Source organism: Wolbachia endosymbiont of Oryzaephilus surinamensis (assembly GCF_025617515.1).
GTDB lineage: Bacteria > Pseudomonadota > Alphaproteobacteria > Rickettsiales > Anaplasmataceae > Wolbachia.
In genome coordinates, this window is sequence record NZ_CP092526.1 from 325,480 (window position 1) to 348,924 (window position 23,445).

Annotated in this window: 22 protein-coding genes and 3 pseudogenes; 7 read left to right on the top strand and 18 right to left on the bottom strand. The window is 33.9% G+C overall.

Translation table 11 applies throughout. The features are described from left to right. Nucleotides 1-29: 29 nt before the first annotated feature. Nucleotides 30-275 (bottom strand): annotated as a pseudogene (locus tag MJ631_RS08065) (PD-(D/E)XK nuclease family transposase); the annotation flags it as partial. A 121-nt stretch (nucleotides 276-396) separates the two neighbouring features. On the opposite strand from MJ631_RS08065, the gene wmk (MJ631_RS01410) reads away from it, so the two are divergent. From wmk (MJ631_RS01410) to wmk (MJ631_RS01430), 5 genes are all read left to right on the top strand, one after another. Then, nucleotides 397-1,308, top strand: coding sequence for a WO male-killing family protein Wmk (gene wmk, locus MJ631_RS01410; protein ID WP_262986540.1), 912 nt, complete (start codon nucleotides 397-399; stop codon nucleotides 1,306-1,308). Nucleotides 1,309-1,493: 185 nt separating this feature from the next. Continuing rightward, on the top strand, nucleotides 1,494-2,150 hold the full coding sequence (locus MJ631_RS01415; RefSeq protein WP_262986541.1) for a JAB domain-containing protein: 657 nt from the start codon (nucleotides 1,494-1,496) through the stop codon (nucleotides 2,148-2,150). A 103-nt stretch (nucleotides 2,151-2,253) separates the two neighbouring features. Then, on the top strand, nucleotides 2,254-3,414 hold the full coding sequence (locus MJ631_RS01420) for a hypothetical protein (RefSeq protein ID WP_262986542.1): 1,161 nt from the start codon (nucleotides 2,254-2,256) through the stop codon (nucleotides 3,412-3,414). Nucleotides 3,415-3,481: 67 nt separating this feature from the next. Next, nucleotides 3,482-4,396, top strand: a complete 915-nt coding sequence (gene wmk, locus MJ631_RS01425) for a WO male-killing family protein Wmk (protein ID WP_263858699.1) — start codon at nucleotides 3,482-3,484, stop codon at nucleotides 4,394-4,396. A gap of 25 nt (nucleotides 4,397-4,421) precedes the next feature. Continuing rightward, nucleotides 4,422-5,324: a WO male-killing family protein Wmk gene (wmk, locus tag MJ631_RS01430; protein ID WP_262986544.1), complete on the top strand. Its 903-nt coding sequence runs from the start codon at nucleotides 4,422-4,424 to the stop codon at nucleotides 5,322-5,324. 38 nt (nucleotides 5,325-5,362) lie between these two features. Here wmk (MJ631_RS01430) and MJ631_RS01435 read toward each other — a convergent pair whose 3' ends face one another. The 12 genes from MJ631_RS01435 to MJ631_RS01490 all read right to left on the bottom strand — a co-directional run bounded on the left by MJ631_RS01435 (nucleotide 5,363) and on the right by MJ631_RS01490 (nucleotide 15,096). Then, nucleotides 5,363-6,283, bottom strand: a complete 921-nt coding sequence (locus tag MJ631_RS01435; protein ID WP_262986545.1) for a patatin-like phospholipase family protein — start codon at nucleotides 6,281-6,283, stop codon at nucleotides 5,363-5,365. A 14-nt stretch (nucleotides 6,284-6,297) separates the two neighbouring features. Further along, entirely contained in the window at nucleotides 6,298-6,519 is a 222-nt protein-coding gene (locus MJ631_RS01440) for a hypothetical protein (protein WP_263858700.1), read from the bottom strand. A gap of 67 nt (nucleotides 6,520-6,586) precedes the next feature. Then, nucleotides 6,587-7,066 carry an ankyrin repeat domain-containing protein gene (locus MJ631_RS01445; RefSeq protein ID WP_262986547.1) on the bottom strand — a complete coding sequence of 160 codons (480 nt, stop codon included), beginning with the start codon at nucleotides 7,064-7,066 and terminating at the stop codon, nucleotides 6,587-6,589. A 118-nt stretch (nucleotides 7,067-7,184) separates the two neighbouring features. Beyond that, a complete protein-coding gene (locus MJ631_RS01450; protein WP_262986548.1) occupies nucleotides 7,185-8,120 on the bottom strand; it encodes a phage late control D family protein in 936 nt (311 codons plus the stop codon). Continuing rightward, nucleotides 8,121-8,330: a tail protein X gene (locus tag MJ631_RS01455; RefSeq protein WP_141456743.1), complete on the bottom strand. Its 210-nt coding sequence runs from the start codon at nucleotides 8,328-8,330 to the stop codon at nucleotides 8,121-8,123. It abuts the gene before it with no gap. Between the two features lie 2 nt (nucleotides 8,331-8,332). After that, complete coding sequence (locus MJ631_RS01460) at nucleotides 8,333-8,680, bottom strand: phage tail protein (RefSeq protein WP_262986549.1); 348 nt, start codon at nucleotides 8,678-8,680, stop codon at nucleotides 8,333-8,335. Further along, nucleotides 8,680-10,956: a phage tail tape measure protein gene (locus MJ631_RS01465; protein ID WP_262986550.1), complete on the bottom strand. Its 2,277-nt coding sequence runs from the start codon at nucleotides 10,954-10,956 to the stop codon at nucleotides 8,680-8,682. Before MJ631_RS01465 ends, MJ631_RS01460 begins: the two co-directional genes overlap by 1 nt. Nucleotides 10,957-11,071: 115 nt before the next feature. Next, the gene (locus tag MJ631_RS01470; protein WP_262986551.1) at nucleotides 11,072-11,326 is read right to left on the bottom strand and encodes a phage tail assembly protein; all 255 of its coding nucleotides are present in this window, start codon (nucleotides 11,324-11,326) and stop codon (nucleotides 11,072-11,074) included. A gap of 82 nt (nucleotides 11,327-11,408) precedes the next feature. Continuing rightward, a complete protein-coding gene (locus MJ631_RS01475) occupies nucleotides 11,409-11,915 on the bottom strand; it encodes a phage major tail tube protein (protein ID WP_262986552.1) in 507 nt (168 codons plus the stop codon). A gap of 17 nt (nucleotides 11,916-11,932) precedes the next feature. After that, entirely contained in the window at nucleotides 11,933-13,108 is a 1,176-nt protein-coding gene (locus tag MJ631_RS01480) for a phage tail sheath subtilisin-like domain-containing protein (protein ID WP_262986553.1), read from the bottom strand. A 15-nt stretch (nucleotides 13,109-13,123) separates the two neighbouring features. Beyond that, nucleotides 13,124-13,693, bottom strand: coding sequence for a hypothetical protein (locus tag MJ631_RS01485; RefSeq protein WP_262986554.1), 570 nt, complete (start codon nucleotides 13,691-13,693; stop codon nucleotides 13,124-13,126). Continuing rightward, a complete protein-coding gene (locus MJ631_RS01490; RefSeq protein ID WP_214303148.1) occupies nucleotides 13,684-15,096 on the bottom strand; it encodes an IS4-like element ISWosp2 family transposase in 1,413 nt (470 codons plus the stop codon). Before MJ631_RS01490 ends, MJ631_RS01485 begins: the two co-directional genes overlap by 10 nt. A gap of 77 nt (nucleotides 15,097-15,173) precedes the next feature. Between MJ631_RS01490 and MJ631_RS01495 the strand changes: the two are divergent. Then, nucleotides 15,174-15,377 (top strand): annotated as a pseudogene (locus tag MJ631_RS01495) (IS256 family transposase); the annotation flags it as partial. Nucleotides 15,378-15,480: 103 nt separating this feature from the next. Here the strand turns inward: MJ631_RS01495 and MJ631_RS01500 are convergent. Next, nucleotides 15,481-15,574 (bottom strand): annotated as a pseudogene (locus MJ631_RS01500) (IS200/IS605-like element ISW1 family transposase); the annotation flags it as partial. A 49-nt stretch (nucleotides 15,575-15,623) separates the two neighbouring features. Then, entirely contained in the window at nucleotides 15,624-16,172 is a 549-nt protein-coding gene (locus tag MJ631_RS01505) for a hypothetical protein (RefSeq protein WP_052265027.1), read from the bottom strand. A gap of 196 nt (nucleotides 16,173-16,368) precedes the next feature. Between MJ631_RS01505 and recO the strand changes: the two genes are divergently transcribed. Next, nucleotides 16,369-17,097, top strand: a complete 729-nt coding sequence (recO, locus tag MJ631_RS01510) for a DNA repair protein RecO (RefSeq protein ID WP_007302913.1) — start codon at nucleotides 16,369-16,371, stop codon at nucleotides 17,095-17,097. 22 nt (nucleotides 17,098-17,119) lie between these two features. On the opposite strand, the gene MJ631_RS01515 is transcribed toward recO, so the two are convergent. The 3 genes from MJ631_RS01515 to MJ631_RS01525 are packed head-to-tail and all read right to left on the bottom strand — an operon-like array spanning nucleotide 17,120 to nucleotide 23,434. Then, nucleotides 17,120-18,496, bottom strand: a complete 1,377-nt coding sequence (locus MJ631_RS01515; protein ID WP_262986555.1) for a PleD family two-component system response regulator — start codon at nucleotides 18,494-18,496, stop codon at nucleotides 17,120-17,122. Beyond that, on the bottom strand, nucleotides 18,468-18,758 hold the full coding sequence (gene tatB, locus MJ631_RS01520) for a Sec-independent protein translocase subunit TatB (protein ID WP_007302915.1): 291 nt from the start codon (nucleotides 18,756-18,758) through the stop codon (nucleotides 18,468-18,470). The genes MJ631_RS01515 and tatB overlap by 29 nt, the downstream gene beginning before the upstream one ends. 5 nt (nucleotides 18,759-18,763) lie before the next feature. Further along, complete coding sequence (locus MJ631_RS01525) at nucleotides 18,764-23,434, bottom strand: NAD-glutamate dehydrogenase (protein WP_214303349.1); 4,671 nt, start codon at nucleotides 23,432-23,434, stop codon at nucleotides 18,764-18,766. Nucleotides 23,435-23,445: the final 11 nt, after the last annotated feature.

Below are 23,445 nucleotides of genomic sequence, written 5' to 3' on the forward strand. Positions count from 1 at the left end.
CAATATGACCGAAGACTTTCAGGTCGCACCATTTCGACTATGACTTGCAGCCCATTTTCATCCCTACAAAGAACATCAACAATGCTTTGTTTTTTAGAAGCAATATCAGGGTCTTGAATAGTACTTAAGAACTCTATATCCCTTATTGTACTTTTGCCAGTGAAGCCAAGGATATCATTAAGGAAGTGAATAAGAATGTCCTTATTTTTTTCAGTACCAAAGATGCGCTTGAACGATATATCATTCTTGGGATCGAGAAACTTCGAAAGAGCCATGAGAAAGTAAGATAAAAAGCATTAATAATTATACACAGTTGTGAAGAAATATTCAACTAAAATGCAAACATTTTGTATATCTTTATTTGGTAGTATTAACCTGTATAATATCTATTTCTGTATGGCAAAGCATACTACTGTTTCCATAAGGTACCAAATAGCGCAAAAAGTAAGGAGCTGGAGGTTAAAAAGAAAATATACCCTGAAAAACTTAGCAGGCAAAGCAAACATAAACTATCATACACTGCTAAGATATGAACAAGGAACATGTGGCATTCCAATTGAAAAGTTAAAAATATTAGCAGGGGCATTATCAATTCCTGTTGGAAATCTCTTTCCAAGACGAAAAGTACTAAAAGAGAGCTGTTGTTTTGATGAAGCTAGAAGCCAGGAAATGTATAATTTCATAGAAAAAACAGGAGGACACAAAGCAATTTATGTATTAACCAAGTCTGTCCGAGCTGAAGAAGAAAGTAATATAAAAGCAGCAAGAATAAGAATTGCAAAGAATCTAGTTAAGGCAGAGTTTGATAATGACATTATCTATCGAGCAACGGGCTTATCAACTGAAGAATATGCTGATAAAGAGAGATACGAGCCAAACGGAGGACAAGAGATAAAAAAGTGGAGAATAATAAGAGGATATACACAAGAAGAATTGGCAAAAAAGCTTAATATAGGACCCTCACAGATACATCACTATGAACAAGGTAGTGTCACCATTTTAAGTGAAAGGTTATGGGAAATAGCAAAAGAATTGTCAGTAGATGCTGAAGATCTAATAAAGGAATACAAAGAAAGTGATTGTGAAGGAGAAAATGAATTATTAAGTTTGGCAAGAGAATATAAAAAAATTGACAATCAGGAATCACGAGATGAGCTAAATATATTGGTAGAATTTCTATTGCAAAGAAAGCAAATTTACAAAGAAAAGATTTACAAAACAGAGGAAATGAAAGTTGCAAATAATTTACTCAAGTTAGGTTTTTCTACTGATGTTATTTCTAAAATAGTAACAACTTCTTTTACATAAAGAATTAATTTTCAATTAGATAAAATAAGTATCTGTTAATATCTTAATTTCTTGATGAAAAAATAAGTAAAAAAGATTGAGAAATTGATTTGACTTCACTCAAAAGCTATGGCCTTATGCCAAGACTGCTAAAAAATGGCAGTAAATATATAAAAACATTTTGTTATTAGTGAAGGGTAAATTATATGAATAAAAGTAAAGAGGAAATAGAGTTCAGAATATTAGAAAGCAAAGGCAAAGCATTACTTGATCGTGAAATAATGGAAACGTTTCTAAGTGCAGTACATGAAAGGCCACAAGCTCAAGAAATTGCTAAAAATCTGGTGAATACTTATACAGGAGTAGGAAGGATTTTAGGCCGAGAAATGGATGACCTGAAAGTTATAGAAGGAGTAACTGATTCTGCAGTAGCAATGATTATGTGTGTTAAGGAAACACTAGAAAGGGTACTGAGAGAAAAGCTCAAAAGTGAGCCAATAATGGACTTACAAAGGCTAGTAGAGTACTTAAACGTAAGTATAGGCCACTCAGAAAGGGAATGTGTAAAAATACTGTACTTGAATAAAAGGCGTCAACTAATTGGAGAAGAATCCTATATCGGTGAAATGGAAAAAGCACCAGTGTACATAAAGGAAATTATAAGAAAAGCATTAATAAAAAATGCAGCATTAATAATAATGTCACACAACCACCCTGGAGGGAGCTTAGAGCCGTCAGAAGAAGATCAAGCAGTAACGAAGAGCTTAGCAGTAGCGTGTAGTACTGTAAGCGTTAGATTATTTGATCACATTATCATCACAAGTACGGGCTATTTTAGCTTCAGAGAAAGTGGATTGTTATAGCAAAAAGTATTTGCAAATCTACTCACATTAATTTATAATGAGTAATATAATGTATAAATTAAGGTTTGTATACTTAAAAAGTATTTTTAATAGTGGAGGTAATATGGGTAATAAAATAATTGTACCTTTTGATGACAAAAAAGGAGGTGTTTACGAGTTAAACGTTGATCTTGATAAATTATCAAAAGGTGAGATGTTAAATGCTATTGTAGGAATTGGTCGTACTAAAGAGCAGTCCACCTTTGTAAGCAAAATTAATAAGGCTAAAAAGCTTGGAGAAGTGCCCTTTCCTAATAGAGACGTTCAAATCAACTACGGAAAAGGGCTCGACTACATATATGGTACAAAACCTTTAAATGATCAAGAAGATAAAAATCCATTTGCTTCAGCTTTGCAAAAAATAAAGCCAAGTATAAGCGAAAGCGAAAAGTTGAGCTGGTTTAAGAGTGCTGTGGTAGAGGCAAAAAACGTAAATGAATTGCACAAAACTATAGACCAAGTACTAGCCTCTGGAGCAAGGCTAAATGCATGTAATGATGGAGAATGGAGCTTCGCGGAATATGTGATACTGGGCACACATTTTCATAAATTTGATAAGACTGATCGAAAAAAGATAATGCGTAAATTAATGCTAAGCGGTGCAGAGTTTCATGATACTCTACTACAGAATAAACTAATAGGTGAAATCTATAATGAGCTACAACCAGAAGTTCAGCCACAGATAGATAAGCAACTAGAAGAACTAGAGAAAGCTGGCGAAAGTGCTGTTCAGGAAGGAGAATTAATAGATATCGAGATAGATAATAAAATGCTTTTTATGGAATTCTCTGAAGATAGCAAGGTAGAGGTAGCCAAAATACTGAGAGAGTTAGGGAGTAATATTTTAAAAATGGGTAATAATGCAGTTGAGGTTAAAAGCGAGAAAGGAGATATAAGAAACTATACTGATATGTCAAATGGCAGCTCTGTCATGTTAGAGTTTCCTACGAGCATTGGTAAGCTAAATATTGTATTGTACCAAGAGGCAGATCAGGTGCAAGTGAGAGTAGAAAATAAGGAAATGTGGGCTGAGTTAGAAAAAAGAGGCGAAGAAATAGGAAAAAACTGCCTTTTTGGGGGAGTGAAGCTTAAGGAAGTGGTAGAAAGAGGTAATTTCACTAGATGTGGCATATGGAGTGAAAAGCAGAAGGAAGTAAGTGAAAAATTGTTTTCATGGGCAGACAAAGTACGTGAAAATAGTAAAGAAACTTGTAGGGCACTTTAATTTAAAGGTTCCAGAGTCTGGCTATTATATCTGGAGCCTTTGAGCTATAGTAGAAAATATTATACGCATGGTTGTTTTCGTGGAAAAAAGTCTAGACTGTGAAGTAGGGGAAAAAGTGAAAAATTGGAGGTTAGAGAGAGGTTATACTCAGAAGGGTTTAGCAGAGAAACTTGGTGTAAAGTACTGGGTAATACTGCAATATGAAAAAGGGAACCGTAGAATTTCAATCGAAAGGCTGTACGCTATAGCAGATGCATTGTCAGTAAGTATTACCGATCTCATTCCTGCATCAAAGGAGAAAATCGGCTTTAAAAATGAGGAAGGAGAAATATTAAATCTAGTAAGAGAATATAAAAAAATTAACGATCATGAGTTACGTAGGATGTTTTGTTTATTAACCAAATTTGTTCAAGTTAGTGAGAAAAGTAGTAGGAAAGCAGAGAAAGTAAAAATTGCAAAGGGTCTGATTAAAGGAGGAATTTCTGCTGATATTGTTTCAAAAATAATTGGTCTCTCTGCTGATGAATGTATTGAAGAAAAAGTTGGTTCTATCTACTACCAAATAGGAAAAAAGATAAAAGAATGGAGGCTAGTGAGGGAGTATACTCAAAAAGATTTAGCAGAGAAAATGAATACAACACGTCACGAAATAAGCAACTATGAACAAGGAAGGACTGCTGTTCCACTTGATAAATTATATGAAATGGCAGAAGCATTATCGATTAATATTACGGATCTACTAATAGAGGAAGGGAGTAAAGTGAAAAATGAGCTACCTGATTTGATTAAAGAATACAAAGAAATTGAGAGCCAAGAACTACGTAATGCACTAATAAAATCTTTGTTTGAAAGCATACAAATTTGCGAAGAGAAAGTGAGAGAGGTAGAAAGGATTAAAGTTGGAAGGGATTTAGTAAAAGGGGGAATTCCTATTGATATTATTTTGCAAATAGTTGGTTTATCTGCTGATCAAATTGGATGAAAATTTATTTCTAAATAAGCTATATATGTTTGTTTCTGTAAGAGATGTTAGTTCTATACACTACAAAATAGGGCAAAAAATAGAAGATTGTAGATTAATTCAAAGGTGTACTCAAGCAGAGTTAGCAAGTAAAATCGAATTAGCATATAAAGAAGTAACCAATTATGAAAATGGGTATATTCCTATTCCGATTGAAGTACTATATGTAATAGCAAGAGTACTGTCAGTTAATGTTGTAGATCTATTACCTAAACCAATAACAGTAAGAGAGTATGAAGATGAAGACGAAGAAATATTCTATCTAACGAAAATATATGAGAATCAAAAATTAGGCAAAATAGTACCTTCATTAGTCAGGTTTGTTCATATTAGCGAAAAAATTAATCAAGAAGAGGCGAGGTTGGAAATAGCAAAAAATCTAGTAAAAGAAGGAGTTTCTACTGATATTATTTTCCAGGCAACCGGCTTATCTATTTACGAGTATGATAGTACAGAGAGAGAAATCTGCACTGATTCTATATATTACAGAATAGGACAAAGAATAAGAGAATGGAGATTGATAAGGAGATACACTCAAAAAGATTTGGCGGATAAAGTTGGTTTAACACTCAAGGAAATACACGAATATGAAAGAGGGTATACTGCTATAACATTTGATAAATTATATGAAATATCAGATGCATTATCAGTGAATATTAAAGTTCTGCTACCTAAAACAAGAGAAAGCAAAAAGCTATTGAGTTTAATGGATGAGTACGGAGAACAAGAATCATTAGTCAAATCTCTATCTGAAGATATGAAAAGCGGCAAGGAAAAAGTTAAAAAAACAGAAAGGATCAAGGTTGCAAAAAATCTAGCAAAGGCAGGTGTTGCTCTTGATATTATTGTGCGAGCAAGTGGCCTAACTGCTGATGAGTGTGATAATTGAATTGTGTTAAATAATATATAAGATATAAGTAAAAATAGTTATATATTTAATATTTCTATACAGAATTTTTCTATCACTTTCTGATTGTCCTCTATCATTGCCTTTGCCTCTTGCTGAAGAAATTTGATATTTTTGAGTGTAATATTGTCCATCTCAGTCGATGCTACTTTCAATTGCGATTGTATTCTTATATATTTATCGTCTATTACTTGTTCTAGTTGATAATCAACGCAATCCAATCCAGAGGCAAACATCACATTCAGTAGTGGCTTGACCCACCCTATCTTGCCAAATTTCCTTGAGTTAGCATACTTTATACTTCTATCTGTTCTACCAGTGCCTATTGATAGCAGTATAATCTCATCATTTGGAAATAACCTCTTAGCACTTGCATATGCACAAGCCGCTGGATTATTAGCAAACACTCCGCCATCTATCAACACTCTCTCTGTTTGGCTAATTTTTAGACGTTTTGGTGTGAAGTACGTTGGAGCAGCTGTTGTAGCTCTGAGTGCATCTTTCAACTTAATGTTTTTTTCTTTCCAACTTTTGAAGAAAAATTCACAACTATTGTGAATGTCATAACTGGTGAGTAGTAGATTACTCGCAACATCGGCCATAGTACTTTCACCAAAGTATTTGTTGAGAATAAATTCCATATTTCTATATGAGTACTGAGAACCACTCAGCCAAGAAGCAATTGATTTTCTCCAAAATGATGATTGAAAGATATATGCTCCATACTCTTGATAAAGTTCAACCAAATCATTGGCAGAGTATTGAAGTTTATTGCTTTTACAAAGTCCAGCAACAATAATCCCACCAGTTGAGGTTCCTGCCATAAGATCAAAGATTTCAGCTATCGGTTTCTTTGCCCTCTTTTCTATTTCTGCTAGAATAATGGCAGGTATTATCCCTCTAATGCCACCTCCATCTACAGATAAAATGTACTTTGTCACTGAAAATTTAGTTCTTATTTGTGTTTGTGAATAGCTTCAAGTTCATTGACTTCTTCAGTGAGGTTTTTCACTCTCTCTTCAAGTCGATAGACTATTTCGATTAGTCCTTGGTTTTTTTCTATAAATTGATCATGGGTGTGTACTCGTAAGTCGAGTTTTGCCAACCACCAGATGGATCCTACAGTCTGTACAACTATTGTTATTATTACCGCTATTGGGATTTTTTGCTTTTTCATGTGAAAATATTAACTTGTTATGGATAGTTTTAGAAGTTTATATACAGATTATAGAAAACTTACAGCTTTAGTGATTACTTTTTGTTGATTCGTATCGGTCCTCTGCTTCTGCAAGTAGCTTTATTATTTGATCATAGGGCTTGTCTTTATTGTGTCTTGACCTTAGTGCGGCAATTCCTCTTGGTGTCTTTCCGTTATTATCTATGATATTAGGGTTTGCTCCTTTCTCTAATAAAAACTCGATAACCTCTAAGTTTCCCGAGTGTGTAGCATTATGTAGTGCTGTACTTCCATACTTACTAGTAACATGTATATTTGCTTCTTTATCCACTAAAAATCTTACAACTTTTAGACATCCTGAATTTGATGCATAGCCAAGAGGTGTTAAACCAGAAGACCCTATTTCATCAATATATACTACATTTTTTCCTACCAAAAGCTCAATAACCTCATAACTGCAGCTTTCAGACGCTGTCTGTAATATTTTCCTATAATAGGAGTTAGCTCTAGATTTTTGATAGCAATATGTAATAACAATACATACCATTAATATTATAAACCATACAAAATGTATTTTTTCTTTTTCATTACATTTCAGTTGACTCATATTCAGTAGTTTCTTTACATTGAACAGACTATATACTTATTTTTCCTTAACATCGTTTTCATTTACTTAAAGATGCTGATAATATAGTAAAATAACCTGAGCTATTTAAAGTATGCTCCGCTCTATTAATTATCCATTCACCATCCACCGCTTGATTAAAACCTATAAGACTAAGTTTAGCTTCTGCGAATAACTCCGGATTACCAGGCATAGTTATATCTAAAGTTTCATTGTTACGCTTCAATTGTTTTAATTTGGCATTTGCTGCACTTAGTGCTGACTCTGCATTTGAGTAAAGTTCCAGCATAATATAACTTGGTTCACCGCTACCAACTGTTTCTTTAATAGTTTCGCCCTTTTCATAGCTATGCCATTTTGCTACTACTGAATTATACTTATCACGTACGGTAAAATGCACTTTCCAATTAATTGTGTCTTGAGGTCTAATAGTCGTTGTTCCTAAAGCTTTTCCTGTGGCTGATTTTGCCATATTCTTTGAAATAAACAATATATACCCACCAGCTAACTTTGCCATTGCTTCACGCTCTGTTGCAATCTTTGTTAACAGACTTATATCACTTTCATCTACCTGATTAATGTGGGGTATTAATACATTCTTAAATTCCTCAGCGACTTTGTATCCATATCCATGTTTTTGGGCTATTTCTTTTACTAAGTTTTCTATGGTAATTTGGCGCCATTCTTTTGATACTTTTGCCTTCAAAGATATTCTTAAATTTGTTGCATGAGCTTTGATTAGTAGAGTCTTAGGTGGACTTTGTATTGTAACTTCGTTGACTGTATATATGCCCATTGGAAAGATTCCAATTTCCTTATAACCTAGTGCTATGTTTAATTCATTTGGAATTTCTACATTTTCATTACCATAATCAATACATACCTCTGCAACATCATCTATAGTACCAGATTCATCAGTAAGATGCACTGATATTACATGATCTTTTATTCCCTCAATGCTAAATTCAGGTTTCATTTATTCCCACACTTTTAACTTCGATTTTTTTAATTGCTCTTGTATTAAAGGCAGTTTAATCCTTAATCCAGATGGCAAAGAACCACTATACTCTGCAAGACCAGGATTAGCCTCTAAAACTACTTCCACTACTCCTCTAGTTGCTCCATAATGCCTCCAGCAAATTAGATCTATCATCTCTCCTTCCTTACTCCAGTAATATGTTGCCATTTTTAGTTAAATCTCCTCAAACTTAAACTAAACTCAACCTTTTTTGGTAATCCACAAGGAAAAAATGATGTTTGTTTTTTCTCTATCCGTACAATCACAAACCTCCCTAAAACATTACCTAAACTGTCTACTAAAGTATGTGGTTCTTCTGCTTCTTTCATACTTTTTAATTGATTTAAATCATTGAGATTATGGAAATAAATTACTCCTTCTAAGTCTATATTTTCTGTGCCTTGGCCAATATTTTGTAATGAAGGTATTTTACCAATGCACTCAATAGTACTCCAATGATTTTCTTTACTGTACCTTACACTTGTTGGAGAAAGCTTATGTTGACCAAACGATAGCATTAGTAAATCGGCTCTATTGAATCAAATAGAACGTCACGTGATTTTTCCCTTATTCTTTTTATTACTGCATCAGCAAGACTACGTACATCTTGGTTAGGTTCTGCTTTTATACTTATATTAAATGTAAAAGTTTGATTGAAAATTTTTTGTTCACACTTTTCACAGTCTTTTAAAACTTTCTCTGAATTATCTGCTACAGAACCTTTTTCTGTAATCACACTTTCAATATTCGTTCTACTATTCGAAATTCTACTAAAAGCATTATTATTTAATAAAGGATTTCCTTTACTAAAAACATTTCTATTTTCACTAGTTGCACTGCCTATTTTTGCTTCTACTGGTTTCTCTAATGCTTTTATTGGATTATCATTAAACAATTTTCCTATACCAATCCAATTTTCTATAGGTTTTGTAATTGATTTCCAGATACTTGAGAAAAAGTCCTTCACCTTTTGCCAATTAGCAATTACAAGCGCTGCACCAACTGATAGTCCAGCAACAGCAGCTCCTATAGGATTGGTAACCACGGCTAACGTTAAGGCTTTCAGTCCCATGATTACTGCTGGAATTACTCGAGCTGATAACGAAGTTAATACTGGCAAAAGTGTTCCCTGCAAAATAGCCTTAAAAGTTAATATTCCACCTCCAGCTAATGCAAATGCATAACCAAAACCTACCACTGCAATCTTGCCAATAATAAGAGCTGAAATTATGCTCATAACTCCTGTAGTTAAAATTGGACACTTCTCTGCGAACCAAGCTATACCTATAGATATAGACCTCAAAATCTTACTTATCCAATTTAAAGGAGGTAGCATAACTGACCCTAAGTTCATTCCTAGCTCTGCTATTGTATTTTTAAGTAGCTGCAAATTATTTGCTGTAGTACTTGCACGGTTATTAAATTCCTTTTGCATAGATTTGTTATACTTTTCTTTATCAGCCACAAAATCTATTGCTTTTTTATATTCTTCCAAACTTCCAACTATTAATGCAATATCATCTTGATATTCTTGACCAAAGAGATTGAGAAGGATTTGTGAACGTTCCTGTCTATCTACTTTTTCTAGAGTTTCAAAAAAATAAAGTAGAGCGTTTTGCCCGTTTTCAGCAACCTTTTGTGACATTTCCTCTGCAGTGATACCTATCGATTCCAATGCTGCTTTGAACTCTTTTCCTTGCCCTTCAGCAGTTTGAAGTTTAGAAAGCAGAGCATTGACAGCAGTTGCTACTTTTTCAGGTTGTTTACCTAAACTAACGAAGGCATTTACTAAACTACTTGTCTGATTAATATCTAAACCAAATTGTTTTGCATTACCACCCACTCTAGCAAGTGCTTCAATCATATCGTTTGCCTTAGCTGCAGTATTATCTGATAGGTAATTTATAACATCACCAACTCCTTCCATCTTCTCTACTGCAATTCCATAAATGTTAGCGAGTTTAGCTATGGAATCACCAGCTTGTTCGGCAGACATATCAAATGCTGTGGCCATTTTAGCTACTGTTGTGGTAAATTCAAGTAGCTTACCTTTGTTGATACCAAGCTGTCCACCACTTGCAGCTATTTGTGCTAACTCTGCAGCTGATAATGGTATTTCACGGGATAATTTCTTCAATTTTTGAGCAAATTCTTCAGCTTCGTTTGTACCAGAAGTAAAGTCTACGACCTTTTTAATATCAGCCATGGCACTTTCAAAGTCAATCGCAACTTTAATTGGAGCTGCAAGTGAAAGACCTAGTCCTATAGTCTCCATTGCTTGTGATCTATAATGCGCTTTTTTTGCCAAAGCATTTTGCTGTTTTTGTATTACAGATCCTAATTTACTGTATTTTCCTTTTAGTACTTCAATAGATGAACCAAGTTTAGTTTGATCTCTCACTAAAGATTTGACATCCTTTCCACTTTTCCTGATTTCTTCATTTAATGTGTGAAGAGCATCTCTCTTTTTGATATAAGCCTCTTTTGCTTTTGATGCTGATGCTTTCAATTTTTCAAATTCATTTCTCAGTGCTTTACTTGGCTCTTTTTTTTCCTTCTTCTCTTTAGCAATTGCTGCGGCTGATTCTTTTGCTTTCTTCTCCGCTTCCTTCCAATTCTTCATAGCTTCAAGGGCATCATGATTTAGTTGCTTAAATTTGGAAACCGATTTCATTGACGAATCAAGCTGCTTTATACTATCACCCAACTTAGAAAGCTTTGCTGCACTACCTGTCATTGCACTATTAAAACTGCCATCTAACGTTGCACCGATCTTTATTGAAAGCATTGACATTTTTTTGTTACTCCTTCACTTACTTCTAACCACTTTAGAAACTCTTTTATACTCATATTAATAATTTGCTCAATTCCACTTCCTGTTGTTGAGCTAAGTTTTAAAATATTGAATCTTAACTCCTCTGTTCCAGCGGCGACAAAAAATCTTTTAGTACCTTTTGTATTTCTACATAATCTTTAATACATAAATCTTCAACTACTTCTTTTGGCACAGATGCTAGATTAGCAATTAAAGCTACCTCTTTCAAAGCTTCGCCTTCTATGCGTTCTATAGTAAGTAAATCTCTTACTTTAGGTTCACGCATCGATAATTCTGAGACAGAAATTCCATCAACTGTTATTGGGTTGTTTAGTGTTATAGTTTGCATAAAATTCTCCTATAAAAAATAAAATCTTGTAAAATGTTGTAACTATTTGATCAACATCTAAAAAATAGAATTCTAAAAATCTTCATATTCCAAGCACCGTTTGAAGTAGTGCCATCTGATCAACACCATTAATCTTGCGAATCATATTCTCAGCATCGATTTCTATCAGCTCATTGCCACCTATCGTAAGTTTATAATAATGGGCAGCTACAGTGCATTTGAGAGTGGCTTTTTCAGCAGGTTTCCAGCTACCAAAGTCAAATTCTTTGAATATTCCCCTGAGATTGATTACTACAGCTTCAATATCGTTACTACCACTCCCTTGCATTCCACCACGGAGCGTCAAAGATACCGAATTTCCATTTATCAAGCCAAATAGCCGAAAGAGCTCTGTATCGTATTCAGCAAAAGTGAAATCTGCTTCAAGCTTCTCAATGCCCATATCAATATTTATTGGAATATCCATACCACCAGCACGGTACTCCTCTGTTTTTATGGTAAGCTTCGGCAAAGTTATTTCATCTATTTTTCCTGCATAGCCTCTACCATCAACAAATACGTTAAAATTTCTCAGTATTTTCGGTAACATTTGTTTTTCTCCTTTTCTTACAGTACTTCGCTATTGATCAAGTGTGATCTAAAAGTAATCTGTTCTGCTGGATACGGTGGTGTAAACTCAAAGTCAAAATATACTTTCCCGCTTGCAATGTTTGCCGGTGTGTTGAGTTCTGGAGTTGCATAACATTTTCCACTGATAATAGCTCCTTGAGCTTTCAAATTTGCAAGATAAGAATTCACCCCCTCAATCACATCATCTATGTAAGTTTTGGTGATATTGCGATCAACTGCCCAGAGATGAGCTCGAAGTAAACTATCATTAATTAAATCTGCAGTCCTTCTCACTGATAAAAAAGCCCATTTTGAGTCATTTGAACATGTTCTATTTCCCCAAAGCCTATAGCCATTTTGATGAATTATCGTTGTTACTTCATTTTCATTTAAATGGTTTGCTCTACAATTTGTATTACCGAGCGTAAAATCAATAGGCCTGCTTGTTCCAACAATACCATTTATCTCTTTATTTGAAGGTGAGTGCCAAAATCCTTGCTCGCTATCTATTTTAGCTATTAAACCTGCTACAAATGGGCTTGCCGGTTTTTCTTCCCCTTCAAACACCTTAACCCATGGATCAACTACGTAAACTCTTGAATTACTGATGCTTTTTCGCCATTTTATTGCTTCTTCATCATTGGTATTTGGTCCATCTGCAACAATAATTGCTCTTAATTTTTCTGCTATGGAAATTAAAGCACTCACTACTGGATTTACTCCATCTATTTCAGGTAACTGATGAGTAAACTGAGGTGCAATTAATATTCTTGGCGCAACATGGACTATACTTTCACTACTGAGAAATGCCTCTATCCCTTGATACTCTCCAGTCTCTTTATCAACTCCACCGATTATACTTTGAATAGTTTCACTTTCTTTGAGCTTTGAATCGCTGTTTTCACTTTCTTTAACTCGAATAACTACTACTGTTGCACCGATTTGGGAAAATATTCCATTTACTGCAGAAGGTAAACTTCCATTCTTTCCAAGTCTTGCTGCTTCTTTTAAGCTTCCTGCTATCAGTACCGGTTTATTCAGTGGAAATTTTTGCTCATCAGCTTCAGGTGCAGTACCAATTATACCTATCACTGATGATTTAGCTGTGCGTACTGTTCTTGCTCCTGAGGTAACCTCGATAACATTTACTCCATGTAGAAACTGTTCTGTCATTTCTTTTTCCCCTTTTCAACTTTCTTGCATTTTTTGTTTACAATCATCTAGCAAAGTTTGCAGCTCTTCCTTACTTTTAGCTTCACCGATTTCCCTTTCAGCTATATCCACCAATTCTTCGCACTTGATTATTGCTTTTTTCGCTCTTTTTGCTTTTTCCTGAATTATTCTTGCCATTTCTACTACTGAAATTCCTCGGACTTTTGCTAATGGCTCTATAATTTCTGCATCTTTTTTGTCTATAGATTCTGGTGCTGCTAAAATGTTCTCTGCGGCTTTTGCTTGTATTTCGTACGACTTAGACTTCTGATGAGAATATCCTGCGTATTGGTGAGTATAGTTATCATAATAAGCATGAAGATTAGAAAGTGCAGAAAACTTCGCATTTTCCAATAATTCCAGCTCAATATCTTCCTTATTCCTTTCAACAATTTTCTCTCCTTCTGTTAAACAATAACTTTTTTGCCAGTCGAAATTCTTTGGCGCTTCATACCAATCATTTCCAATTGGCTTACTTTCAAGCGTTGTTGTTTCTACTTGTTTGTTATGTTCAAATCTAATATAAATTCTTACTATTACCCACAAATATAAAGTTCGTGAGCAAGTCGCCATCCTTCTGCTAGATCAAAGAGACGTCTCCATCCTTTCCAAATAGTAATGGGGCCTGGTTCTAGATCATTTTTTCTAGCCAAATGTCCTCCAAGTTGAGCAATCCATGAAACAGCTTCTTTTATAGTAGGAGTTGCATTTGAACATGGTTTTCTATGTATTTTTACATATAGAACTTTCCATTCTTCTTCGGCTAATAAGGTAGTACACGGTAATGTTGGATCAGTTCTTGCAATTGTTGTAATAAAGAAAATTCTCCAAGCAATAATACTCATTACTGTTAAATATCGCATCAACCTTTCTGCTGTTCCAAGCCTACATTCTTCAACTTTGAGACCAGATTTTAAAATTTTATGTAATATTTCTATTTTCCATCTAAGACAATACCACCTAACTTTTTCAACAGCTTCATCAAAGGTATTGACTGGAAGATTTGTTAAAAGCATCCACTCTAGCGGATTTGTTTCAGAAGGAAAGTCTTTTTCAACAACGTAAACTGCATAGTGTGGTAATTTAAGTAATTCTTCTGTCTTATGCCTAATACTATTCTTAGATGGATGCATAATAAACTTTCCGAATCTAACTTCCAAATGTGCTGTTCTTTTTGGCTTATTATCTTTTGCAGGAACTTCAACTTTTACCGTACCTGCACAATGAGAGGATTTAATAAATTCCCATAACTTCTGCTCACCTTTTTCAGGATATCGAGATTTTCTATTTACTGCCCTATCTTTGGAAGCTCTAACTAACACTGCCGAATTAAGATTATATGCAAGCTCAAAAAACTCATATATATCTGCTTCTCTATCGCATATAGTTATAGTCTCAGTTTGAGTTGAATCAATAATGTTGTTTGTGTTGCTTAAAGTTTCTAACCATTTTATACTCTCTTTATCTTCAATGCGGATACTGTCATTGTTCTTTTTTTTTATGTTTTCAGATTCTTCAGGTCTTGAATAAATTTTTTGATCTAGTATCCCTAGTACCAAACCTTCTATACTAACAGCTAGAGCTGTATGCATTATAATACCTTGACTATGTTTTCTTGTAATAACTCCCAATCCACTTGTTTTTTCATGGTCTGTGTATGAAATATAACTTGTATCTTGGATCACAAAAATTTTTTTATGGGCTTTTGTTCTTTCAACTGTTTTAGCAACGTGTGAAGCTAGAATATCGCCTTCTTTCACGTTCTCATTTTGAAAAAAACGATATGCTGCTTTTGCTTCTGACCAACTTCCACACGCCTGATTGATTGAGCTTTCAGGTAAACTTGTAAAACTATCAGCAATATTTACTAATCGGTCAGTTAACCTTTTATCTCCAAGTACAGCATCTCCAAATTCATTTTCAGCCCATTCATTATTCCTGTTTGCCATTTTTTACCCTCAATGTTTGCAAACTTTAATGTTGTAATACTTTATTTTTATGTCCATTTATATTTGTGGGTAATAGTAAGATTGAGGGGTTGCATAGATGAATCAGGAAATTCATTAAAACCAAGGGCTCATTTACCAGTACAAATGCCTTGTATAAGTTGGTATATTGTGCTATAAAAAAAGTGGAGCAAAAGTGGATTATGGCTCTCCCTAATTGGGCTTTAACTATGTCTCAACTTGACATCTTCTTTCCCAACAGATTGAAAATTGAGTTGAACTAAAAATGCGGCTTGACACACTTTTTTGAACATTCCCGCCTATTCGAATTTGCCTCGTAAATCCCTTACATCACACCTTCTCATTGGTAGCCATGCAACAAAGCCATCCAATATCTCCAACTAATACTGGATATCGATATTTTGTTATCCACACTATGTGATATATATACAGAGTGACTGCTTTTTCTATAATATTCCACATTCTTTGAGATTTTTCACCTTAAAATTATATTCTTAAAAGGATGGACTTTAAGTCCAGTGTTTTTCTCCTAAATTTGGGACAATAAAATCTAACGTGACTTCGCGCCAAATGTGATGCTGCTCAGCAGGTAAGCCAATTAACGGGCTACATTTATATACTGCACGCATTGCATTATCTGCTGCTGATCTAAAAAGAGGATTATTTTGATAAGAACTACTATCTGCTACGTTGGCTACAACGATCTCGCCTTTACTGGATAATAATAAGTTAATTTTTATACTAAAATTTTCTTTATAAACTATGCTCTCAGGAATGCTCCAACACTCTGTCAGTTTATCCCTTATAGAATTAATAATTTCTGTTACAGCCAATTCATCATCTTTGTTCTCAATATTTTTCTTATCTCTTATTTCATTTTTCACCTCTTTGATGTCTTCTCTTAGTTTTCTTTCTACACCCTTTTTTCTTTTGGGAATTGGAATACCCTCATCAATTTCCTGTATTTCAATAATTTGCCTCGGTTGTACTAACTCAACTAATTCTTTTTTTCTTTGTGGTATAGGAATAACTGACGAATCATCCGTTTGGGCTTTCATTGAAAAAAGCAAAAAACAACATAGAAACAAAAGAAGAGTATAATTAAAATAGAGAGGGCGCATATGTTAAGCAGCTTGTTTTACTGGTTTAAAGCTAATATTGCACATAAAGTCAATATATTTCAGTTGACTTAAACTCAAATTTGCTACACTAATTTTATTATCTCTATAATATCATATGGTCAATATACTCTGAATGAGATGGAAAGATGAAGGTGTTATTATAGCTGTTAAAAAATACGGTGATAAAAATTTAATTCTTTCTCTATTTACAAAAAATCATGGAAAGTGCAGAGGATTAACTAGGTTAACAAACAATAGCAATTATAAGTTTCAAATAAGTAATCTATTACATGCAGAATGGAGTGCTAAGCTACCTGAAAATCTAGGTTTTTTAAAGTGCGAATTGATTGAATCTCCATTTCATCATTTCTTTCAAGATAGGTTAAAAAGCATTGCTATTGTTTCTTTCTCGTCTATATTAGAAAAAGTGCTTCCAGAAAGTGAATCCTGCATCAAGTTATATGATAATTTTAGACACTTCATCGATGTAATAAAACATAATAGCCAGTTTTGGCAAAGTCATTACCTTAACTTAGAGCTTCTGCTTCTTACGCAACTTGGATTTAAGTTAGACCTATCAAAATGTGCTGTAACAGGTGTGAAAGAAAATCTACAATTTATTTCTCCAAAAACTGGTAGAGCAGTGTCAAAAAAAGTAGGTGACTGTTATGCAGATAAATTACTACCTTTTCCACAGATGTTGCATGATGTATACAATAACAACCTACAAAATAGCTACTCATATCAAGAATTCAGACTAGGGTTAAAAATTACAGGGTATTTTTTAAATAAATATCTATTTCTGCAGTTAAATGCGAAATTTCCGGAGTTGAGAAATTTTATGCTATCATTTGAATCTTAGTTACTACTTATTTGAAAGAACTTCAACCAGTAACCACTCTATTTCTACCACTGTTTTTTGCTTTATATAAATATTTGTCAGCACGTACTATAAATTTTTTAACATCATCAAGGTCAGATCTTTGCATTGCTGAAATTCCAATGCTCACAGTTACATTATGGGTTGTATTTTTACCCACAAGTATAAAAGGTTCTTTGGCAATAATTTTCCTTATTCTCTCTGCAATAGTATACGCATCTGATACATTGGTATCTGGCATTACAACAACAAATTCCTCACCACCAAACCTAGCTAATAAATCTGTCACTCTGATATTTTCAGAAATTCTTTTCTGTATTTCCTTTAAAAGTTCATCTCCAGCATTATGCCCAAAGTTATCATTCACCATCTTAAAATAATCTATATCAAGTATCATAAGAGATAAACTTCTATCTTTTTCCACAGAATCCTTAACAATATTTCTTAAGTGTGCATCAAAATATCTTCTATTATAACAGTTAGTTAATGGATCCTTTATAGACATTTCTACATTATTAAATAAATTCATTCTCAAGGCATCTTGATACCTTTTGCGTTTCACTTGCAAATTAACCCTAGCTATTAATTCACTCTCATCTAAAGGTACTGTTAAATAATCATTAGCACCTACATCAAGTGCCTTTACTAAATTGCTTTTATCATAATCTTCAGAAAGGATCAGAATTGGTGTATAACGTGTTTCTACTTTACTACGAAACTTAGAACACAACCGTAGGCCGTCAGTTTTTGAAAACTGCATGTCAGAAATAATCAGGTCGTAATTATCCTTAATACCAACCTTTAATGCTTCTTTTGGATCGTGCAGTATTTTAATTGATCTGAAGCGTTGCTTTAGAACATTGTGTATCTGCTCTGCTTGAAAGGTGTCCTCATCTACAACAAGTATGTTAGCATCAAAAATCTGATTAGAATAATCCATAATACTGCTTTCTGCTACTCCACCAATCTCAGCATTAGTTTCTCCTCTCAAGCACAACTCATCTATTATCATCTTTAAGCGCACAAGAGACTTAATTCTTGCAGATAAAGCAGTTTCATCTATCGGCTTAGTTAGAAAGTCATCCGCACCAGCATTAATTCCTTCCACTCTATCATGAGTGTCATGCAGCGCAGTTACCATAATGATTGGAATATAAGTCGTTAAGGGATCATTCTTTAGCTTCTTACAAACCTCAAAACCATTCATTTTTGGCATCATGACATCAAGTAAGATAATATCTGGCTGCTGTTCCGCTACTAAATCTATCGCCTCCTCGCCATCATAAGCTACAATAACTGTATAGTACTCTGCTTTTAGCTGAGCCTCCAAAAGCTTAACATTAGATGGTATATCATCTACTACTAGGATTTTTGCTGTCATTTTTTGTACTATCTACATTGTAAGTAGGATAAAGCTTGCCATCTTCACCAATTATGTAATTGACTTTTTCAACGTTATGCCCTTCATATAATTCTTTAATTCCGGTATCCTTCAACAATTTCCTAACTCTTGATTTTACAACCCAGAAATACCTATATATATTTTTAATAAGATTAAGAAATACAGGTACTTTACTTTTATCAAAAACAATTATACTCACTAAAGCTACAACTAAAATTTCTGAAAGACCTATATTAAACATTTTTCCTATGAAGCAAGTACTTTAATTCTCCTGATTATGAGTATTAATTTACTTAAATCAAGTTTAGAAGCAACCATCTCATCTAAAAAGCTATTGTAACGCTCTATATAATCCTTATCATTAAGAGCCCAAGTTTGAACCTTATCTATATGATTATCAGTAGCTTTTATAACTTTAACAGCTAGCTTATGATGATAATTGCTTAAATCATCTAATAAATCATTAATTAAGCTGCGATCCCAATAAGAAGAATGGCTTTTAATCTTGACAGCAATTGTTCTAATCATATCAAACCTTAGCAGCGACTTTAATTTAAAGTATATTCTACCAGCTTCAAAGATTGATAAAGATGTCTGTTCAGCAATAGATATAACGTCCAGCGCATAAATAAGAATACGTAAATCAGCAACCTTTTTTGCTAGATCTTTATTTATGTTAAGCTCTACCAAAGAGGTTAATCCATGATTATAGATCTTTAACAGGCGATCATCTAAAATATCATGGCCTAAAGTTTCAATTGCACCCCTAAATTTTGTAACACCATCTAGTTCTACAAGATTAAGCTTACCAAGATTTTTTACTAACCAAAATGATACCCTACCAATAAATTTTTGCACACTTCTCACTACTTGCAAATATGAATCAACATCAATTTTTCCATCCAATTCATCAATTTTCTGCCAAAGGCTACTTAAATTATATAGGTGATTAACAACGATATATATGTTAACTGCTTCATGTACTTTAATTCCAGTACTCTCAACCAAATTATTAATAAATATACAGCCCATCCTATTTACTACATCGTTTGTAATGCAAGTAGAAATAATTTCCCTACAAAGTTGGTGTTTCAATATGGAATCCTTGAACTCTGTTACCATCCTTTGTGGAAAGTAATTTAGTAAGTAATCACGGCACAAAAAATCTTTTTCAGGTAGCTCAGAGTGTATAACTTCATTTTTTATTGCTGTTCTTGCATAAGACATCAGAACAGAAAGCTGAGGAGAACAGAAACCTTCTCCATCAGTTAACATTCTTGCTACCTCTTCTTCAGCTGGAAGAAATTCTACATCTCGGTTTAGCAGCCCAAATTTCTCTAAACTGAGTAATAATTTATGGTGCTGCTCCAACTTTTCTTTAGCTTGCAAGCACTCAAGAAGCAATGCTTTTGTTTCAATCCTGTTATGGTTTTCAAGTACCTTAGATGCAACTTCATCTATCATGCTAGCCAGTATTTCATTCCTTTTTTCCAAGGAAATTCCCCCTTCTTTCATAATTGCAACAAAAGCAATCTTGATGTTAACTTCAAGATCAGAACATATTACTCCTGCTGAATTATCAATAAAATCTGCATTGATATACCCACCTATTTTAGCGTATTCTACCCTTCCAAGCTGCGTGCAACCAAGGTTGCCACCCTCTATAAACATAGAAGCTCTAATATCATGACCGTTTACTCTTAATTCATCATTTGCTTTATCGCCAACCATGCCATGGCTTTCACTTTTTGCCTTAACAAAGGTGCCAATTCCTCCATTCCATATGAAATCCACTTTTGCCTTGAGCAAATATCGAATCAAATCATTTGGAGATAATGTATCTTCCGTTATATCAAAGCACTTTTTCATTTCTTGAGAAATTTCTACTTGTTTGCTACTACGTTCAAATACCCCGCCACCATGAGAAATCAAATCTCTATTGTAATCCATCCAAGTGGAAAACGGTAATTCAAAGAGCCGTTTACGCTCCACGAAACTCTTTTCCGCATCAGGATTTGGATCAACAAAAATATGCATATGATTAAATGCTCCAATTAAACTCATATTTCTTGAAAGCAGCATGCCGTTCCCAAATAGATCGCCAGCCATATCTCCAATTCCAATAACAGTTGTATCCTGGTAAATATCCTTATTCATTCTCCAAAAATGGCGTTGTGCTGCAATCCATGCACCTCTTGCTGTAATACCCATCTTTTTGTGGTCATAACCTGCTGATCCACCAGATGCAAATGCATCTTCGAGCCAAAAGTTACATTCAGAGGATATTTCGTTTGCATAATCAGAAAATGAAGCAGTGCCTTTATCTGCTGCAACTACCAAATATGGATCATCTTCGTCATACCTAATCACATTTTCTGGTGGAGTTATTTTGCCATCAACTACATTATCAGTAATATCAAGCATTCCTCTGATGAAATTCTTATAGCATTCAACACCTTTCTCCCTTAAAATGTTTTTGTCTTTATAAACTTGCTTTATTACAAACCCACCCTTTGCGCCAACAGGTACAATGACCGCATTTTTTGTCATCTGGGCTTTCATGAGTCCCAAAACTTCAGTGCGAAAATCTTCCGTTCTATCCGACCATCTCAAACCACCACGAGCCAACTTCCCTCCTCTTAGATGTATTCCCTCAAAAAGGTTTGAATAAACATACAATTCACGGTATGGGCGCGGGTCAGGTAAACCATTTATTTTACTTGAATCAAATTTGATAGATAAGTATGGCTTATCATCTTGATAATAACTGGTTCTCAAAATTGCCATTATCAAGTTAAATATCGAACGCAAAACGTAATCATGTGAAACGTTGCTGATCTCTTTTAGTAGTTCTTCAATTTTTTCTATCAAAATGCTAGTAGTTTCTGCCCTATCAATATCTATTTTAGTATCAAATCTTGAATGAAATAATTCTACTAAATACCTTACTACTTTTGGATACTCTGATACTACTTTCTGGATATATTCTGGGTTATAGCTAAATGATGTCTGCTTTAGGTAGGCGCTTAGCGCTCTAATCAGAAGCACTTCCTTCCACTCGAGCCCAGCAATAATGATCAAGCTGTTAAAATAGTCATTTTTTATTTCCTTGCTGAACACTTTTACAAGTGTTACCTCAAACTGCTCTTTTAAAGTAATGTTGTCTATTAATTCATCAACTCTTGACAACACAAAATGATGTATCCATATTCCACCGTTGATTTCTATATAATAACCATTATGAGATAGAATCTTAGCCCCTAAATTCTTAGTAACCTTTAATATCTTTGACAATTCAAGGCCTCCGTTGCTTGGAGTGTAAACCTTCAATTGATAGTTGAGATTGTCACGAGTAAGCCTCAAATCAACTTCGCTGACTTTTTTCTTTCTCACTATCTCCAATTTTTTCATATCATAATACGCATCATGAGGTTCAAAATTCTCTTGATAACTTATCGGAAATGCCTTGCAATAGCGGATAAATATATCCTCAACAGTGCTAAAAGTATTATATAAATTGTCTATAAAACGATCTTCCCACTTTTCTGTAATGTTTCTTAACTTGTTTTCGATACGCAAAACTTCATCATCAAAAATGCTAGCGCTTTTGGTTCTTAGCACCACGTGTAATTTCATCAAATCATATTCATTGATAATGTGATTGTTATAAATATCTGAACTTTCTGCATTCGTTTCATCTTTCAATATATCGCGTATCTTAAACATTAGTCTTGCACTAGCATAACGCATCGGTATCAATACTATGCAACTAATAAAGTTCCCTACCTTTCTCAAAAATAATTTGACTCTTGGTCTAATCGCAAGAGACATGATCGAGGTGCAAATTTCAAATAACTCGTCTTCATTTGATTGGAATAATTCGTCACAAGAAAATGCCTGTAAAATGGAAATTAAAGCTTTATTGTTATGGCCACCAGGAACAAATCCTGCCTTTTTTTCTATTGTTGTAACCTTATCCTTTATTACCGGAATAGTTCGAATATCTTGCACTTCTGCTATAGAAGTAAATAGCCCAAAAAAATGCTGTTCCCTTATTACATCACCCTGATCATTAAATTCTTTCACTCCTATACAATTCATATAGGTACGCCGATGAACTATTGAGATTAGGTCTGATCTTAGTATGTATAAAGAATTCAAGCTTTCAGAAAAAATTGATGAATTTTGGTACTCTTCACTTGCTCTCATTAACCCGAGGCTCTCCTTACCACTTAGAGCAAGCTTCCCTTCTTTATTAGTAATGTATTCTTGATAACCTAAAAATACAAAATTGTTATTTTTCAACCAAGCTAGAAAATCTCTGCCTCCAGCATCCAATGCCGGATGCTCAAGAAGCTTCTTGAGCATCAATTGCCAGTCCTTTACAACGCAGTTAACTGCTTTTAGCGTCTTTCGTAGAGATTCTTCTAGTGTATCAACAAAGCTACCGCTTATGCCTTTAATAATTACATATATTACTGACTCTTTGATTCCATTACTTTCTTCTAAAAGATGAATTTTATCTATTAGGCTATTTTTTCTTTGAACATTAATTATGCTGTTACTATAATAGCATATAGTTAAACCGTTTGACTTAATAGTGGAAATGACAGAATCCACTAAAAAGGGCATGTCATAATTTGTGATTTTAATTATAGTGAAATTGCCTTCTATTCCTGAAATATCATTTACATTACTTACTGCCAATTTACTTTCTTCTTTTTCTTTTTTAAGAATGAAGTTGTACGCATCTTCTGCAATGTATAAAAGAAATTTATCGTTGACTTTTAGGTCACTATTATAAACAAAATTATAAAAGTACTGTATAAACTCTTTAATTTTTTCTTTCTCTTTTTTATTCCCTTGATCAACTAGCTTAAATAAAGACTCAACATTAACATTATGATTTATACACATTTTTCAAAACA